We start from the raw sequence: 15,441 nt of genomic DNA on the forward strand, positions 1-15,441 counted from the left end.
GCCCTGAGCCCGTGTTCATCGGGTTGTCGTGGCGTTTTCGAGCGCGTTTCCGGCGCTCCCGCCTTCCGGCGATTCCCGCATCTCACCGTTCCCGGATTCCACCGTTCGGCGGCTCGGCGCACCTCGTGCGCCGCCGCGCACCTCCCTCAAGGAAGAACCATGACCGTAACCATCGACAGACCCCAGACAAAAGCCCAGAAGGCCGCCGAGCAGCACGTCGTGACTGTTTCCGGGATTCTCGACATCCGGGACAAAGGCGCCTTCATCAGAACCGAGGGCTACCTGCCCGGCGACGACGACGTCCGGCTTTCACCTTCGCAGGTCAGGCAGTTCGGGCTCCGGCCCGGCGACCTCGTGGTCGCGACCGCGCGAAGGCCCGCCACCGGCGCGCGGAAGGCGTACGACGGGCCCGTCGAGCTCGTGTCCGTCAACGGCGCCGACCCGGGGCGTCCCCGGCCGCGCTTCGCCGACCTGACCCCCGTCCACCCGCACGACCGCCTCACTCTGGAGAACGGGTCGCCCGTCACCCGGGTGATCGATCTCCTCGCCCCGATCGGCAAGGGCCAGCGCGGGCTGATCGTCTCACCGCCCAAGGCAGGGAAGACGACCGTGCTCAAGGCGGTCGCCGAGGCGGTCACCACGAACCACCCCGGCGTCCACCTCATGGTGGTGCTGGTCGGCGAACGCCCCGAGGAGGTGACCGACTTCCACCGGTCCGTCCGGGGCGAGGTGATCGCCTCGACGTTCGACCGTCCGGAACGCGACCACACGGCGCTCGCCGAGCTGGCCGTCGAGCGGGCCAGGCGGCTCGCCGAGGGCGGCACGGACGTCGTCCTGCTCCTCGACTCGCTCACCCGGCTCGGCCGCGCCTACAACGCCTCGGCGCCGAGCAGCGGCAGGACCCTCTCGGGCGGTGTGGACGCCCAGGCCGTCTACCTGCCGAAACGCTTCTTCGGCGCCGCTCGCGCGCTGGAGGAGGGCGGATCGCTCACCATCATCGCGACCGCGCTCGCCGAGACCGGTTCCCGGATGGACGACTATCTGTACGAGGAGTACAAGAGCACCGGGAACATGGAGCTGCGTCTCAGCCGGGCCCTGTCCGAACACCGGCTCTTCCCCGCGGTGGACGTCGACGCCTCCGGCACCCGGCGGGAGGAACTGCTGCTGACCCCCGCCGAACGGGAGGTCGTCTGGAAGCTCCGCCGCGCGCTGTCCGGACTGGAGCGCGAGCAGGCGCTCACCGCACTGCTCGACCGGCTCCGCGACACCCCTTCCAACGCCGCCTTCCTCCGGCAGGTCGCGGCGTCCTCGTAGGCGGGGTCAGTACCCGACGCCGACCACCTGCTTGATCGTCGCCGGGTCGTCGATGACCGCCAGCAGGGCGTGGGCCAGGTCGGCGCGGGAGATGACGTGGCCGCGCGGCACGTTCCCTCCCACGAGCCTTCGGTAGGTGCCCGTGAGCGGCTTGTCGGTCAGCCGAGGCGGGCGCACGATCGTCCACTCCGTGGTGCTGCGGCTGACCTCCTTCTCCATCGCGGCCAGATCGGCATAGCCGTCCCGGAGGATCCTGCGCAACAGCGGGAGCAGGACGGAACGGTAGAGGAAACTCTCCCCGTCGGGGACGGGCCCGACCGGGACGGCGCTGATGACGGCGAGGCGCCGTACGTCGGCGGCGTCCATCGCCTGCATGATCGCCCGCACGCCCGCGCTCGTGATGCCGACCCCCTGGCGGCCGTTCGGGCCGAGCGCCGAGACGACCGCCTCGCGGCCGGCGAGGGCCGGGCGAAGGGTGGAGGCACGCGTGACGTCGGCGACCACCACCTCCAGCGCGGAGTGGCTGATGGGCAGGCGGGCGGGGTCGCGCACCACCGCGGTGACCTGGTGGCCCGCGTCGAGCGCCTGCCGGACGACTTCCTTGCCTGTACGGCCGGTGGCGCCGAAGACCGTGAGTCTCATGAGACATCTCCCCCACAAAGTTGGTGAGTACTCACTCACATCATAGGATGAACTACCCGCTCTCCGGCGGCCCGAAGCCAGAAGGAAGGGAGTACCGCCTCCGATGCCCCAGCCGCGCACGCCCGCCGGTGCCCGCACCCGCGACCGCATCCTCGAGGCCGCCGAGCACCTCATGCGCACGATGGGCCTCGCCCGCGTCACCACGAAGGAGATCGCCCGCGCGGCCGGATGTTCGGAGGCCGCCCTCTACCGGCACTTCTCCGGCAAGGAGGAGCTTTTCGTCTGCGTCCTGCAGGAGCGGCTTCCCTCGCTCAACTCACTGATCAGGCGGCTCGCCGAGGACCCCGGAGACCGTACGGCCGAGGAGTGCCTCGCCGAGATCATCCGCAGCGCGGCACTGTTCTACGAGGCCAGCATGCCGATCGGTTCGTCGCTCTTCGCCGAGCCGTCCCTGCTCCAGCGCCACCGGGAGGGGCTGCGCAAGATCGACGCCGGGCCGCACAAGCCGTTGCACCACCTCGCCGACTACCTGCGGCACCTGCGCGAGAGCGGCCGTATCCGCCGGGACGCCGATCCGGACGCCGCCGCCGCGCTGCTCCTCGGCGCCTGCTACCAGCGGGCGTTCCTGCGGCTGTTCGTGGGCGAGGAGGGCTCGCCGCAGCCACTCGACGCCTTCGCCGCGGCCCTCGCCCGCACGATCGTCGCCGGAATCGGCTGAGAAACGGCTGAACGCCCCCGCCGCGGGCGCGGCGGAGGCGTTCTCGGTACGGCGGGGCCGGCGGCCTCAGCGGTCGGCGATCCAGGAGCCGTGGAAGCCGGCGGGGACGCGGCGCGGCAGCCGTACGGAGGCCACGAACTCGAGCATGGACGCGTCGAGGACCAGCAGCTCGGAGCCCGTGCCGGCCTCGTCGGTGACGATGGACATCAGCCAGCCGTCGTCCTCCGCCCGCGCGTCCGAGGCGGGCACGAAGATCGCCTCACCCGGGTGGGCGCCGAGGTCGCGGACCTGCCCGGCACCGGTCTCGGTGTCGTACTTCACCACGGCGCCCTCGCTCACCGCGTACAGGTACCTGCTGGACCGGCCGAGCAGGTCCTCGTTGAAGGTCGGGAACTCCACGTTGCGGTCGTCGAGGGGCTCTTCCTTCACGGTGCCGCTCGCGGGGTCGATCAGCCAGCGGTGCAGGGCCGTGCCGCCCGTCTCGGCGGCGGGGTCGGCGGCGCCGCCGATGCGCGGCCACAGTGCCTGGAAGGCGGAGCGGGAGTAGCGGACGGCGTCCAGCACGATGCGGCCGTGCGCGTCCTCGCGGGCGTTGCCGACGTGGAAGACATAGCAGGGGTCGACGTCGTACCAGCTCACCCGGCCGTCGCGGTCCATCACGCCGAGGCGGGCGCCGTAGGAGTCGTCCCAGCGGTACGGCATGCCGCGCCCGACGAGGTCCATGTCGAAGACGACGGGCAGGTCGAGCCAGATCACGTGGTGCTCGGTGATCGCGAAGTCGTGGACCATCGTGGGCCCGGGGACGTCGACGACGCGGCTCTCCACGAGCTCGCCGGACGCCGAGAGGCGGTGGTAGGTCAGGTAGGGGGCGAAGAAGCCGTACCCGAAGAAGTGCAGCTCCCCGGTGACCGGGTCCTGCTTGGGGTGGGCCGTCATGGCGGTGGTCAGCCGGCCGCCGAAGTCGCAGGGGCCGACCGTTTCGAGCTCGGGGGTCATCTCGTACGGCAGGCCGTTCTCGACCAGGGCGAGGATCCTGTCGGCGTGCCGGATGACGCTGGTGTTGGCGGTGACGGCGGTCAGATCAATGGTGCCGTCCGGGCCGATGAAGCGGGCGTCCTCGGTGAAGGAGCGGGTGCGCACCCACCGGTTGCGGTACCACTCGGCGCGGCCGTCGCGGAGCCGGATCCCGTGGATCATGCCGGGGCCGGTGAACCAGTGGCCCGGGTCCTGGCCGGGGAGCGGGTTCGGGCCGTTGCGGAAGTATCTGCCGTTCAGCTCCGCCGGAAGGGTGCCGGTCACCTTCAGGTCGACGGCGCCGATCTCGTCGGGAACGGGGGCCATGGTGCCGGAGAGGTAGGCGGGGACGGACATCGCGGGGCTCCTTCGGATGGCGCGGACGGGGTCAGGCGGCGTAACGGGCGCGGACGATCTTGGGGTACCGGACGGTGAAGATCGCCGGGAGGACGAAGCTCGCGACCTTGATCGTGATGACGGCGGTGGTGGCGTGCGGGGCGGAGTGCAGCAGGAAGGCCAGCGCGATGGCGGCCACGGTGAAGCTGACGCCCCAGACCGCGGTGATGACGGCGTTCACCCGGTAGAACTGCGGCGTCTTCCACAGCTCCTCGGGCGTCATGGTGCGGGCGATGCCGAGGGTGAAGGGCTTGCGGATGGCGAGGGAGCCCCAGGTGGTGGCGGCGAGCCAGGCGTTGACCAGCGCCGGGCCGTACAGCACCAGCGAGGAGCCGAAGGGGGCGAAGGAGATCGCCGTGATCAGCGCGAAGAAGATCAGGCCGCTGGTCTCGATGACCATCTGGTCCCACTGCTTGCCGCTCCGCCGGTCGATCACGACGAGCACCAGGGCGATCGCGAGGCCGACCAGGGCTCCGTAGCGCCAGTTGTCGCTGGTGGCGACGAAACCGTAGGCGATCCAGGGGACGAATCCGATGACGCTGCGGATCATTGGGGGCTCCCTCCACATTCCAACTTAGACATGTCGAAAGTAGAACTTCCACCATCGACATGTCAACTTTGGAATGTAAGCTTGCGGCATGAGTCTTCGACACGCGCTGCTCGGACTGCTGGCCCAGGGCCCCGCCAGCGGCTACGACCTGATGAAGCTGTTCGAGATCTCCCTGGCCAACGTCTGGCCCGCCACCCAGAGCCAGGTGTACGCCGAGTTGGGCCGCCTCGCCGAGGCCGGCCTGATCAAGGTGTCGGCCGAAGGCCCAAGGGGGCGCAAGGAGTACGCCATCGAGGAAGGCGGGCTGGCCGAGCTCCGCCACTGGGTGACGGAGGTGGAGCCCACCGCGATCCGGCGCAGCGACATGCTGCTGCGCGTGTTCTTCCTGGGCCAGGTGCACCGTGAGCAGGCGCGCGCGTTCATGCGGCGCCGGGCGGAGGCCTCGGGCGAGCTGCACGAGCGCCTGAAGTCGTTGCAGGACATCGTGGCCCGAGGGGACGACGACCTCTCGGTCTACGGCCGGATCGCGATGGAGTGGGGGCTGCGGTTCAGCGCCATGCAGCGCGAGTGGGCCGAGTGGGCGGAGAACGAGATCGCCCGGGGCCAGGAGGGCAGGATCTCGTCGTGACCGTGTGACCTACGTCAACACACCCGGAGTGCGATCGGCTCGCGGCGGCGTGGCATCATGTTACTCACGAGTAGCCTATAGCCGGGCCGCCATCCAGCAGCGAGGAGCCAGCCGTGCCTTCGTCCCGTGACGTAGTTTTCGTCGACGGCGTGCGCACGCCGTTCGGCAAGTCAGGGCCCAAGGGCCTGTACGCCGAGACGCGCGCCGACGACCTGGTCGTCCGTGTCATCCGTGAACTCATGCGGCGCAACCCCAACCTGCCGCCCGAGCGCGTCGACGAGGTGGCCATCGCCGCCACCACCCAGATCGGCGACCAGGGCCTGACCATCGGCCGCTCCGCCGCGGTGCTCGCGGGGCTGCCGAAGTCCGTGCCGGGCTACGCGATCGACCGTATGTGCGCGGGCGCGATGACGGCGGTGACCACCGTCGCCGGCGGCATCGCCTTCGGCGCCTACGACGTCGCCATCGCCGGCGGCGTCGAGCACATGGGCCGCCACCCGATGGGCGAGGGCGTCGACCCCAACCCGCGCTTCCTGTCGGAGAAGCTCGTGGACGGCTCCGCGCTGGTCATGGGCATGACGGCCGAGAACCTCCACGACCGCTACCCGACGATCACCAAGGAGCGCGCCGACGCCTACGCCGTCGCCTCCCAGGAGAAGGTCGCCAAGGCGTACGCCAACGGCAGGATCCAGCCCGACCTGGTGCCGATGGCCACCCGCAAGGCCGCAGAGGGCTGGGGCCTCGCCACCGAGGACGAGCCGCCCCGGCCCGGCACCACCATGGAGGGCCTGGCCTCGCTCAAGACGCCGTTCCGTCCGCACGGCCACGTGACCGCGGGCAACTCGGCGGGCCTGAACGACGGCGCGACCGGCTGCGTCGTCGCCGCCGCCGACGTCGCCGCCGAGCTCGGCCTCGCGCCGAAGATGAAGCTGGTGTCCTACGGCTTCGCCGGCGTCGACCCCGAGGTGATGGGCGTCGGCCCGATCCCCTCGACCGAGCGGGCGCTGCGCCTGGCCGGGCTGTCCATCGAGGACATCGGCCTCATCGAGATCAACGAGGCCTTCGCCGTACAGGTGCTGGCCTTCCTGGAGCACTTCGGCATCGCCGACGACGACCCGCGGGTCAACCCGTACGGCGGCGCCATCGCCTTCGGCCACCCGCTGGCCTCGTCCGGCGTGCGGCTGATGACGCAGCTCGCGCGCGAGTTCGGCGAGCGCCCCGACGTGCGCTACGGCATCACCACGATGTGCGTCGGCATGGGCATGGGCGGAACCGTCATCTGGGAGAACCTCGCCTGGGAGGGCGCCAAGTGAGCGACATCACCGAGATCTTCGACGACGAGGTCGTCACCCACGCGCTGGTCCGCGACGTCCGGCTTCCCGGCGGCGCGGGCACGATGGCGCTGATCACGCTCGACAACGGCTTCGACCACACCAAGCCGAACACCTTCGGCCCGCGGGGCCTCACCGAGCTCGGCCAGGCCCTCGACGCGATCTGCGACCGGGACGACATCGCCGCGGTCGGCGTGACCGGCAAGCCGTTCATCTTCGCCGTCGGCGCCGACCTCAAGGGCGCGGCGCTGGTCCGCACGCGCGAGCAGGCCGAGAGCCTCGGCCGCTTGGGGCACGAGGTGTTCCGCCGCCTCGGCGAGCTGGACATCCCGTCGTTCGCCTTCGTCAACGGCGCCGCCATGGGCGGCGGCCTGGAGATCGCGCTGCACTGCACCTACCGCACGATCTCCTCCGGCGTCCCGGCGGTCGCGCTCCCCGAGTGCTTCCTCGGCCTGGTGCCCGGCTGGGGCGGCACCCAGCTGCTCCCCCGGCTGATCGGCCCGGCGAACGCCCTGAAGCTGATCATCGAGAACCCGCTGTCCCAGAACCGGATGATCAAGGGGACGGACGCCTACAAGCTCGGCGTCGCCGACGCGATCTTCGAGCCCGCCGACTTCCTGGAGGAGTCCCTGCGCTGGGCGGCCCGCGTGCTCACCGGCGAGGCCGCGGTGTCCCGCCACCCGTTCACCGAGGACGCCGACGCGTGGAACGCGGCCGTCTCCGGCGCGCGTGCGCTGGTCGACCTCAAGCTGCGCGGCGCCTCACCCGCGCCGTACCGCGCCCTGGACCTGGTCGAGCAGGCCCGCACCGCCGGCCGCGACGCGGGCTTCGACGCCGAGACCCAGGCCCTGGCCGACCTGCTGATGGGCGACGAACTGCGCGCCGGGCTCTACTCCTTCGACCTGGTGCAGCGGCGCGCCAAGCGGCCCGCCGGGGCCCCGGACAGGGCGCTGGCGCGCAAGGTCACCAAGGTCGGCGTCGTGGGCGCGGGCCTGATGGCCTCGCAGCTCGCGCTGCTGTTCGCCCGCCGCCTGGAGGTGCCGGTCGTCCTCACCGACCTCGACCAGGCGCGGCTCGACAAGGGTGTGTCGTACGTCCACGCCGAGGTCGACAAGCTGCTCGGCAAGGGACGGGTGAGCGCCGACCAGGCCAACCGCCTGAAGAGCCTGGTGACCGGGTCGCTCACCAAGGACGCCTTCGCCGACGCCGACTTCGTCATCGAGGCGGTCTTCGAGGACCTCAAGGTCAAGAAGCAGGTGTTCGCCGAGGTGGAGGCCGTGGTCGGCCCCGAGTGCGTGCTCGCGACCAACACCTCCTCCCTGTCGGTCACCGCGATGGCGGCCGAGCTGAAGCACCCCGAGCGGGTCGTGGGCTTCCACTTCTTCAACCCGGTGGCGGTGCTCCCGCTGCTGGAGATCGTCCGCGGGGAGCGCACCGACGACGCCACGCTGGCCACGGCCTTCGCGGTCGGCAAGTCGCTGAAGAAGTCGAGCGTGCTGGTGAAGGACGCCCCGGCGTTCGTGGTCAACCGGCTGCTCACCCGCTTCATGGGCGAGGTCATCGGCGCCGTCGACGAGGGCACCCCGATCGAGGTCGCCGACCACGCGCTCGACGGGCTCGGGCTGCCGATGACGCCGTTCACGCTGCTCCAGCTGGTCGGCCCGGCCGTCGCCCTGCACGTCTCGGAGACCCTGCACGAGGCCTTCCCCGGCCGCTTCGGCGTGTCGGCCAACCTCGCCACGCTCGTGGAGGCCGGGAAGCCGGGCGTCTACGCCCCCGACTTCTCGATCGACCCGGAGGCGCGGCAGATCTTCGAGGGCGCGGGCAAGACCGGCCCGAGCGGCGAGGAGGTACGCGACCGGGCGCTGCGCGCGATGGCCGAGGAGGTGCGGCTGATGCTCGACGAGGGCGTCGTCGCCGCCGCCGAGGACATCGACCTGTGCATGATCCTCGGGGCGGGCTGGCCGTTCCACACCGGCGGCATCACGCCGTACCTCGACCGCACGGGCGTGTCGGCCGAGGTCAACGGGCAGCCGTTCCTGACGCCCGGCGTGGCCTCCGTGCCGGCCTGACACCTCACCTGGCGGCCGGCGCCGTCGCGCCCAGGTAGTCCTTGAGCGTGATGGCGTCGGCCTGCCGGAGCTTCTTGGCGATCAGGCCCTTCCACGGCATGTACGGAACGGTCCTGATCATCGTGTTGCGCAGCCAGATGTGCGCGTTGCTCTTCGGGAACAGGAACCCGGACTCGCCGCCCTCGGCCCGCGCCTGGGCCAGCCGGACGTACTCCCGCATCTCGCGCTCGTAGCCGGCGAACCCGGCGCGGTGGTCGCCGCCGGCGGCCGCCAGCTCGCCCGCCAGGACGTACGCGCCGACCAGCGCCAGGCTGGTGCCGAGGCCGGTCATCAGCGAAGGGCAGTAGGCGGCGTCGCCGAGCAGCACCGCGCGGCCGTTCGACCAGCGCTCCATGCGGATCTGGGCGACGACGTCGAAGTAGAAGTCGGGCGCGTCCCACATGGCCGCCAGCAGGCGCGGGACCTCCCATCCGACCCCGGCGAACCTCTCGGCGAGGAGCCGCTTCTGGCCGTCCATGTCCTGCCTGTCGTAGGGCAGCGGCGGCGAGGTGAACCCGAACAGCGCCTTGGCCTCCTGTTCCCGCGCCGTCGGCCGGATCGCCACCACGCGGCCGCCCAGCGGCGTGTGGTAGCGGTCCCACAGCTCGTGCCGCACCGGGAAGGGGATGGTGAAGTACGAGGTGTAGGAGCCGAGGTGATGGCTGAACCGGGACTCCTCGCCGAACGCCAGCGCGCGGACCGTCGAGTGGACGCCGTCCGCGCCCACCACCAGGTCGAACCGGCGCCTCGCGCCGCTCTCGAAGGTGACCCGCACGCCGTCGCCGTCGTCGGCGAGGGTGGCGATCGAGTCACCGAACACGTACTCGGCGTCGGCGCGGGTGGCGTCGTACAGGACGCGCGCGAGGTCCCCTCTGAGGATCTCGATCTCCGCGACCGGCCCCTCGCCGCCGAAGAGCTCGGCGGGCATGCTCGCCTTCCGCCTGCCGGCGTCGTCGACGAATGACATCCCGCGGGTGCCGATCGCGGCCCGGCGGACGTCCGCCATCAGCCCCATGCGCTCCACCACCTCCCGTGCCACCCCGCGCAGGTCGATGGAGTGGCCGCCGTCGCGGAAACGCGGGGCCCGCTCGACCACCACCGGGTCGAACCCGTGGCGGCGCAGCCAGAAGGCCAGGGCGGGGCCGGCGATGCCGGCGCCGGAGATCAGGACGCTGCGGTTTCCCATCTTCAACTCCAACGTGTCAGGGCCGTATGTACACCGTACGAGCCAATGCGTACACGGTAAGGCGTACACCGTACAGACGCAATATGCACAGATAAACTGACACGGAATGCATGCGGAGTACTAGTGCACTACCTTCGCCGACCGGCGCTATGCAGCACGCCCGAGCACGGGAAACGTGCGGAACGGCGGCCGGCGGGCTACGCTCCGCCCAGCCGGTGCACTAGTACGGCCGTCGGCCCCGACACCGAGGAGAACCACGTGGACCGTCCCGCCCCGCAGTCCGAACCGCCCTACCTGCGGATCGTGCGGGAGATCCGGCGGCGCATCGCCACCGGCGAGCTGCGCGCCGGCGACCGGGTGCCCTCGACCCGCCAGATCACCCAGGAATGGGGCGTGGCGATGGCGACCGCGACCAAGGCGCTGAACACCCTCCGGCAGGAGGGCCTGGTGCACGCCGTGCCCGGCGTCGGCACCGTGGTGCACGCCCCCGAGCCGCCACGGCCCGCCGCCCGGAGCCGCGAGAGCCGCGAGAGCGACCACGACCTCACGCGGGAGAGGATCGTGCGCACCGGCGTCGAGATCGCGGACGGCGAGGGGCTGGCGGCCCTCTCGATGCGGAGGATCGCCACGGAGCTCGGCGCCGCCACCATGTCCCTCTACCGGCACGTGGCGGGCAAGAACGAGCTGGTGGCGCTGATGGCCGACGCCGTCTTCGGGGATGAGCCCCTGGTGGAGGCCCGCCCCGGGAACTGGCGCGAGGGGCTGGAGTCGACCGCCCGGACGCACTGGAGGATGTACCGCCGGCATCCCTGGCTGGCCCAGGTCATGTCGTTCACGCGCCCCCTGATGGCGCCCAAGGGACTCGCCCACACCGAACGGGCCCTTCGCCACCTGGACGGCCTGGGCCTGCCCCCGAACACCCTCCTGCACCTCGCCGTCACGACGTTCAGCTACGTGCGGGGGGTGGCGGTGAACCTCGAGCAGGAGGCCCAGGCGCGGCAGGACACCGGGGTCAGCGACGACGAGTGGATGGAGTCGCAGGAGCAGGCCTTCGCGCGGGTGTTCGCCACCGGCGACTTCCCGGCGGTCGCCGCCGTCTTCGGCGCGCCCGGCGTCGACTTCGACCTCGACAGCCTCTTCGAGTTCGGCCTGCGGAGCCTCCTCGACGGCTTCGCCGTACTCGTCGAGACCGCGGCCTCCGCAGGTCCGGGATGATGGGAGGCATGCTGGCCGACGTCATCGACTACCTCCTATGCCCCGTCTGCCGCGGCGATCTGACCCTCGGCGGCGGCGCGGTGCGGTGCGCGAGCGGCCACTCCTTCGACGTCGCCCGCCAGGGGTACGTCAGCCTCCTCACCGGGTCCGGAGTGCCGGGCACCGCCGACACCCCGGCCATGGTGGCCGCGCGGGAGGCCTTCCTCGGCGCCGGCCACTACGCTTCCCTCGCCGGCCGTCTGCGCGAGCTCGTGGCGGACCGCACGGGGGGCGGTGGCGTCGTCCTCGACGCGGGCGCGGGCACCGGCCACTACCTCGCCCGGGCGCTCGGGCCGCGAGACACGGGCATCGCCCTCGACATCTCCAAGCACGCCCTCAAGCGCGCCGCCCGGGCCCATCCGCGCGTCGGAGCCGTCGTGGCCGACATCTGGCGCCCGCTGCCGCTGCGGGACGCCTGCGCCGACGTCGTCCTCGACGTGTTCGCCCCGCGCAACGGGCCGGAGTTCGCCCGCGTGCTACGGCCGGGCGGCACGCTGATCGTGGTCACTCCCACGCCCGGTCACCTGGCACCGCTCGTCGAGACCCTCGGCCTGCTCTCGGTGGACGAATCCAAGGGCCGGCGGGTGGAGGAGGCGCTCGGGGCCCACTTCGCCGAGACCGGCCACCTGGTCGAGGAGTCGGAGATGACGCTCGGTCACCAGGCCGTCGAGACGGTGGTCGGCATGGGCCCGAGCGCCTGGCACACCGACCCGGCCAAGCTCAGAGCGGACATCTCACGCCTCCCGGAGCCGATTGGCGTGAAAATGTCGTGCAGGATCTCCCTCTTCCGTAAGATCACCTAGACGGGCCGGAATTGCGAATTTCCCCGACTTTGTAGGCCATCTTCCGTATTGAAGCGACATACTTGACGGCAACCCGCCGATCCCGGTCCGGGAGAGCGTGAGGGAGGGGCACGCCCATGAAGGCCGAGGAACGCTGGCAGGCCAGGTTCCGCGCGGCACGGATGACACTGCCCACCTGGGCACGGCTGGCCCCCGCCAGAGCCGTGTATCGGTGCAACATCTCCGGCGTCTGGGAGATCCACGCCTGGGACCGCTCGAACGGCGCCACCCGTCAGGTCACCAGCCGCCCGAGGGGCACGTCCCACGCCGCCATCGACCCCACCGGCCAGTGGATCTGGTGGTTCTCCGACACCTACGGCGACGAGTACGGCATCTGGATGCGCCAGCCGTTCAACGGCGGCCCCGAGATGCCCGCCCACCCCGACCTCGCGCCGGGCCACCCGACCGGCCTCGCCCTGTCCGCCACCGGCACCGCCGCCGTCGGGCGCAGCAGCCGCCACGGCTTCCAGGTGCTCCACGTGCGCGTCGGCAGCGACGAGAAGCCCACCGTGATCTACGAGTCGCGCGAGTTCGCGCAGGTGTCGGGCATGTCACTCGACGGCTCGCTGATCGCCGTCAGCCACAGCGAGCACGGCGACTCCCGCCACCCCGCCCTGCGCGTGATCAGGCCGAACGGCCAGGTCGTCGGCGACCTGCACGACGGGCCGGGCAAGGGCTTCAGCGGGGTTCGCTTCGCGCCGACGGTCAACGACCGGCGCATCCTCACCCTCCACGAACGGCGCGGGCGCCGCGAACCGCTGGTCTGGGACCCGGCCACGGGCGAGCAGCGTGAGATCTGGCTCCGGGTGCCGGGCGAGATCACCGCCGACTGGTACCACGACGGCCGGGCCCTGCTGATCGGCCACAACAACCGCGCGCGGACCGAGCTGTTCCGGTACGACCTCGGCGGCGGGGCCCTCACGCCGATCAAGACCCTGCACGGCGTCATCCACGACGCGATGCCGCGGCCCGACGGCGCCGTCGAATACTCCTGGTCCAGCGCCGCGCACCCGCCGGTGATCAGGTCGAGCGACGGCCACGTGGTGATGAACCAGTCGGGCCCGTCGGCTCCGCCGTCCGTCCCCCTGGAGGACGTCTTCGTCGAAGGTCCGGGCGGGCGGATCCACGCGCTGGTGTCCCGCCCCGAGACCGGCACCGGGCCGCACCCCACGGTGTTCCTGCTGCACGGCGGCCCGGCCTCCCAGGACGACGACTCGTTCCTGCCCAACGTCGCCGCCTGGGTCGAGGTCGGCTTCGTGGTCGTCCGGGTCAACTACCGGGGCTCCACCGGGTACGGCTCGGCGTGGCGCGACGCGCTGCGCGGTGACGTGGGGCACATCGAGCTGGCCGACGTGGCGGCCGTGCGCGACTGGGCGGTCAAGCAGGGCCTGGCCGACCCCGACCGGCTGGTGCTCGCCGGCGCGTCCTGGGGCGGCTACCTCACGCTGCTCGGCCTCGGCACCCAGCCCAAGGCCTGGGCGGCCGGCATCGCCGCCGTCCCCATCGCCGACCACGCCGCGGCCTACCGCGACGAGACCGAGGGCCTGCGCGCCTACCACCGGGCGCTGTTCGGCGGCTCGCCGGACGAGGTCCCCGAGCTGTACGCGGCGTCGTCCCCGCTCACCTACCTGGACGCGGTGGAGGCACCGCTCCTGGTGCTGGCCGGCGAGAACGACCCTCGTTCCCCCATCGGGCAGATCGAGAAGTACCTGGAGAAGCTGGCCGAGCGGGGCCGGGAGTTCGAGGTCTACCGCTACAACGCCGGTCACGGCACCCTGGTCGTCGAGGAGCGCATCCGCCAGATGGCGGCCCAGCTCGACTTCGCCCGCAAACACGTCGGAATCGCCGCGCCCCTCGCCACCGAGCGCAGCGAGGCGATCCAGCACGGACACGGCGCCTAGTCTGCTCTGAGCACCAGGATCGCCAGGTCGTCGGCGCTCGGCTCGATGGCGAAGTCCTGGACGGCGCGGCGGATGCGCTCGGCCACGGCCCGGGCGGACAGGTCGACGCACTCGGCCAGGAGCTTGGCCAGGCCGCCGTCGTCGTCGAGCAGCCGTGACCCGCTGCGGCGCTCGGTCACCCCGTCGGTGACGCCCAGCAGGACGTCCCCGGGCGCCAGGTGGACCTCGTCGGCGACGAACTCGGCCTCGGGGAAGACGCCGAGCAGCGCCTGGGAGGTGACCACGGCCTCCACCACCCCGCTCGGCCGCAGACGCAGCGCCTCGGGGTGCCCGGCGGAGATCAGCGAAAGGTCGAGGCCGTCGTCGGTGCGCCTGATCTCGCCGTGGAGCAGGGTCAGGAACCTCGCCCGCTCGCCCTCGTCGAGGATCGCCCTGTTGAGCCGCGACAGCACCGCGGCGATGTCGTACCCCTCGCGGGCCAGCAGGCGCAGCGTGTGGCGGGCGAGGCCGGTGACGGCGGCCGCCTGCGGGCCGGTGCCGCAGACGTCGCCGATGGCGAACCTCCAGGTGCCCTCGCCGGTGGCGAACAGGTCGTAGAAGTCGCCGCCGACCTCGTTGGTCTCGCCCGCGGGCTCGTACACCACCGAGTAGTCGAGGCCGGGCGTCTCGGCCGGGGTGCCGGTGGGCAGCAGGCTGCGCTGCAGGGCCCGGTTGGCGTCGGCCTGCTGGGCGTACAGCCTGGCGTTGTCCATCGCCAGCGCGGCACGCCGCCCGAGGTCCTCGGCGAGCTGCGCGACATCGTCGGAGAAGCGGCCGTGGCGGCCCAGGCACAGCACGCCCAGGCTGCGCCCGCGGGCGATCAGCGGAAAGGCCAGCGCCTGCCACTCGGCCACCTGGAGCTGCACGGGGGTCAGGTTGTCGATGGTGGGCACCGCGGCGTCCTCGAGCTGCTCGCGCAGCGCGTCGATCTGGGACTCGTCGGCGTGCCAGAGATAGACGGGGGCCAGCGTGCCGAGGCCGGCGGCGTCGGTGTAGACGGCGCACCAGGCGGCGAGCCGGGGCACCACGATCTGCGCGATGAGGGCGGGCACCATGTCGGAGTCGAGAGTGCCGGCGAGCAGGTCGCTGGCGTCGGCGAGATATCCGAGCCAGCCGGCCCCCTGCGCGGCCGGCGGCGGCGTGATGTAGTCGTCCTCGGACACGCGGCCGCCGCTGTCGGGCAGCGGAAGCCGCGCCCAGTGGGTGCGGAGCTCCCCCTCGAAGCTCACGCCCCAGACGGTGACCGGCGAGGACGGGACGACCGGAGGCGGGGCGACGGTCTCCCCCAGCTCCTTCTGCCGCACCTCGAGCTGGAGCGCATCACCCAGATGACGCCATATGATGTCAAATGGGACTTTGCCTACCCCCGAGAGAAGCTCCCCGGTCAACCGCAGCGCCGCCGCGCTGACCGAGGTCGCGGCCCATGCCGTCATGACCTCGTGCGTGAATTGCCTAGCTGCGGGTAGGGCCGAACCGCCGGCAGCGAAAGACGCCGCCAGCACACCCCGGGAAGAA

Annotated in this window: 13 protein-coding genes; 8 read left to right on the forward strand and 5 right to left on the reverse strand. The window is 71.8% G+C overall.

The annotated features are described in order from the left end of the window. Positions 1–159 precede the first annotated feature (159 nt). The gene (gene rho / locus KIK05_RS08795; protein WP_214410078.1) at positions 160–1,314 is read left to right on the forward strand and encodes a transcription termination factor Rho; all 1,155 of its coding nucleotides are present in this window, start codon (positions 160–162) and stop codon (positions 1,312–1,314) included. Positions 1,315–1,320: 6 nt separating this feature from the next. Here the strand turns inward: rho and KIK05_RS08800 are convergent, their stop codons facing one another. After that, the gene (locus tag KIK05_RS08800; protein WP_214410079.1) at positions 1,321–1,956 is read right to left on the reverse strand and encodes an NAD(P)-dependent oxidoreductase; all 636 of its coding nucleotides are present in this window, start codon (positions 1,954–1,956) and stop codon (positions 1,321–1,323) included. A 103-nt stretch (positions 1,957–2,059) separates the two neighbouring features. Between KIK05_RS08800 and KIK05_RS08805 the strand changes: the two genes are divergently transcribed. Then, positions 2,060–2,674, forward strand: a complete 615-nt coding sequence (locus tag KIK05_RS08805) for a TetR/AcrR family transcriptional regulator (protein WP_214410080.1) — start codon at positions 2,060–2,062, stop codon at positions 2,672–2,674. Between the two features lie 66 nt (positions 2,675–2,740). On the opposite strand, the gene KIK05_RS08810 is transcribed toward KIK05_RS08805, so the two are convergent. Then, positions 2,741–4,045, reverse strand: coding sequence for a carotenoid oxygenase family protein (locus KIK05_RS08810; RefSeq protein WP_214410081.1), 1,305 nt, complete (start codon positions 4,043–4,045; stop codon positions 2,741–2,743). 31 nt (positions 4,046–4,076) lie between these two features. Continuing rightward, positions 4,077–4,634, reverse strand: a complete 558-nt coding sequence (locus KIK05_RS08815; RefSeq protein ID WP_214410082.1) for a DUF3159 domain-containing protein — start codon at positions 4,632–4,634, stop codon at positions 4,077–4,079. An 88-nt stretch (positions 4,635–4,722) separates the two neighbouring features. On the opposite strand from KIK05_RS08815, the gene KIK05_RS08820 reads away from it, so the two are divergent. From KIK05_RS08820 to KIK05_RS08830, 3 genes are all read left to right on the forward strand, one after another. Then, positions 4,723–5,262 carry a PadR family transcriptional regulator gene (locus KIK05_RS08820; protein ID WP_214410083.1) on the forward strand — a complete coding sequence of 180 codons (540 nt, stop codon included), beginning with the start codon at positions 4,723–4,725 and terminating at the stop codon, positions 5,260–5,262. A 113-nt stretch (positions 5,263–5,375) separates the two neighbouring features. After that, on the forward strand, positions 5,376–6,575 hold the full coding sequence (locus tag KIK05_RS08825) for a thiolase family protein (protein ID WP_214410084.1): 1,200 nt from the start codon (positions 5,376–5,378) through the stop codon (positions 6,573–6,575). Next, positions 6,572–8,665, forward strand: coding sequence for a 3-hydroxyacyl-CoA dehydrogenase NAD-binding domain-containing protein (locus KIK05_RS08830; RefSeq protein WP_214410085.1), 2,094 nt, complete (start codon positions 6,572–6,574; stop codon positions 8,663–8,665). The genes KIK05_RS08825 and KIK05_RS08830 overlap by 4 nt, the downstream gene beginning before the upstream one ends. A gap of 4 nt (positions 8,666–8,669) precedes the next feature. Here KIK05_RS08830 and KIK05_RS08835 read toward each other — a convergent pair whose 3' ends face one another. Beyond that, a complete protein-coding gene (locus KIK05_RS08835) occupies positions 8,670–9,890 on the reverse strand; it encodes an FAD-dependent monooxygenase (RefSeq protein WP_214410086.1) in 1,221 nt (406 codons plus the stop codon). A 258-nt stretch (positions 9,891–10,148) separates the two neighbouring features. Here KIK05_RS08835 and KIK05_RS08840 point away from each other — a divergent pair, with 258 nt between their 5' ends. The 3 genes from KIK05_RS08840 (at position 10,149) to KIK05_RS08850 (ending at position 13,887) form a co-directional block, all read left to right on the forward strand. Next, positions 10,149–11,105 carry a TetR/AcrR family transcriptional regulator C-terminal domain-containing protein gene (locus KIK05_RS08840; RefSeq protein WP_214410087.1) on the forward strand — a complete coding sequence of 319 codons (957 nt, stop codon included), beginning with the start codon at positions 10,149–10,151 and terminating at the stop codon, positions 11,103–11,105. A gap of 8 nt (positions 11,106–11,113) precedes the next feature. Next, the gene (locus KIK05_RS08845; RefSeq protein WP_214410088.1) at positions 11,114–11,947 is read left to right on the forward strand and encodes a putative RNA methyltransferase; all 834 of its coding nucleotides are present in this window, start codon (positions 11,114–11,116) and stop codon (positions 11,945–11,947) included. A 116-nt stretch (positions 11,948–12,063) separates the two neighbouring features. Continuing rightward, positions 12,064–13,887, forward strand: coding sequence for a S9 family peptidase (locus KIK05_RS08850; protein WP_214410089.1), 1,824 nt, complete (start codon positions 12,064–12,066; stop codon positions 13,885–13,887). Here the strand turns inward: KIK05_RS08850 and KIK05_RS08855 are convergent. Further along, the gene (locus KIK05_RS08855; RefSeq protein WP_250562430.1) at positions 13,884–15,359 is read right to left on the reverse strand and encodes a PP2C family protein-serine/threonine phosphatase; all 1,476 of its coding nucleotides are present in this window, start codon (positions 15,357–15,359) and stop codon (positions 13,884–13,886) included. The genes KIK05_RS08850 and KIK05_RS08855 overlap by 4 nt on opposite strands. Positions 15,360–15,441: the final 82 nt, after the last annotated feature.

The organism is Sphaerisporangium fuscum, assembly GCF_018531465.1.
GTDB lineage: Bacteria > Actinomycetota > Actinomycetes > Streptosporangiales > Streptosporangiaceae > Sphaerisporangium > Sphaerisporangium fuscum.

Bases quoted from the DNA above. Each gene is read 5' to 3' on its own strand.
- KIK05_RS08855 (WP_250562430.1), bottom strand. From the start codon at position 15,359: ATGACGGCATGGGCCGCGACCTCGGTCAGCGCGGCGGCGCTGCGGTTG.
- KIK05_RS08850 (WP_214410089.1), top strand. From the start codon at position 12,064: ATGAAGGCCGAGGAACGCTGGCAGGCCAGGTTCCGCGCGGCACGGATG.
- KIK05_RS08800 (WP_214410079.1), bottom strand. From the start codon at position 1,956: ATGAGACTCACGGTCTTCGGCGCCACCGGCCGTACAGGCAAGGAAGTC.
- KIK05_RS08805 (WP_214410080.1), top strand. From the start codon at position 2,060: ATGCCCCAGCCGCGCACGCCCGCCGGTGCCCGCACCCGCGACCGCATC.
- KIK05_RS08845 (WP_214410088.1), top strand. From the start codon at position 11,114: ATGCTGGCCGACGTCATCGACTACCTCCTATGCCCCGTCTGCCGCGGC.
- KIK05_RS08820 (WP_214410083.1), top strand. From the start codon at position 4,723: ATGAGTCTTCGACACGCGCTGCTCGGACTGCTGGCCCAGGGCCCCGCC.
- rho (WP_214410078.1), top strand. From the start codon at position 160: ATGACCGTAACCATCGACAGACCCCAGACAAAAGCCCAGAAGGCCGCC.
- KIK05_RS08810 (WP_214410081.1), bottom strand. From the start codon at position 4,045: ATGTCCGTCCCCGCCTACCTCTCCGGCACCATGGCCCCCGTTCCCGAC.
- KIK05_RS08835 (WP_214410086.1), bottom strand. From the start codon at position 9,890: ATGGGAAACCGCAGCGTCCTGATCTCCGGCGCCGGCATCGCCGGCCCC.
- KIK05_RS08815 (WP_214410082.1), bottom strand. From the start codon at position 4,634: ATGATCCGCAGCGTCATCGGATTCGTCCCCTGGATCGCCTACGGTTTC.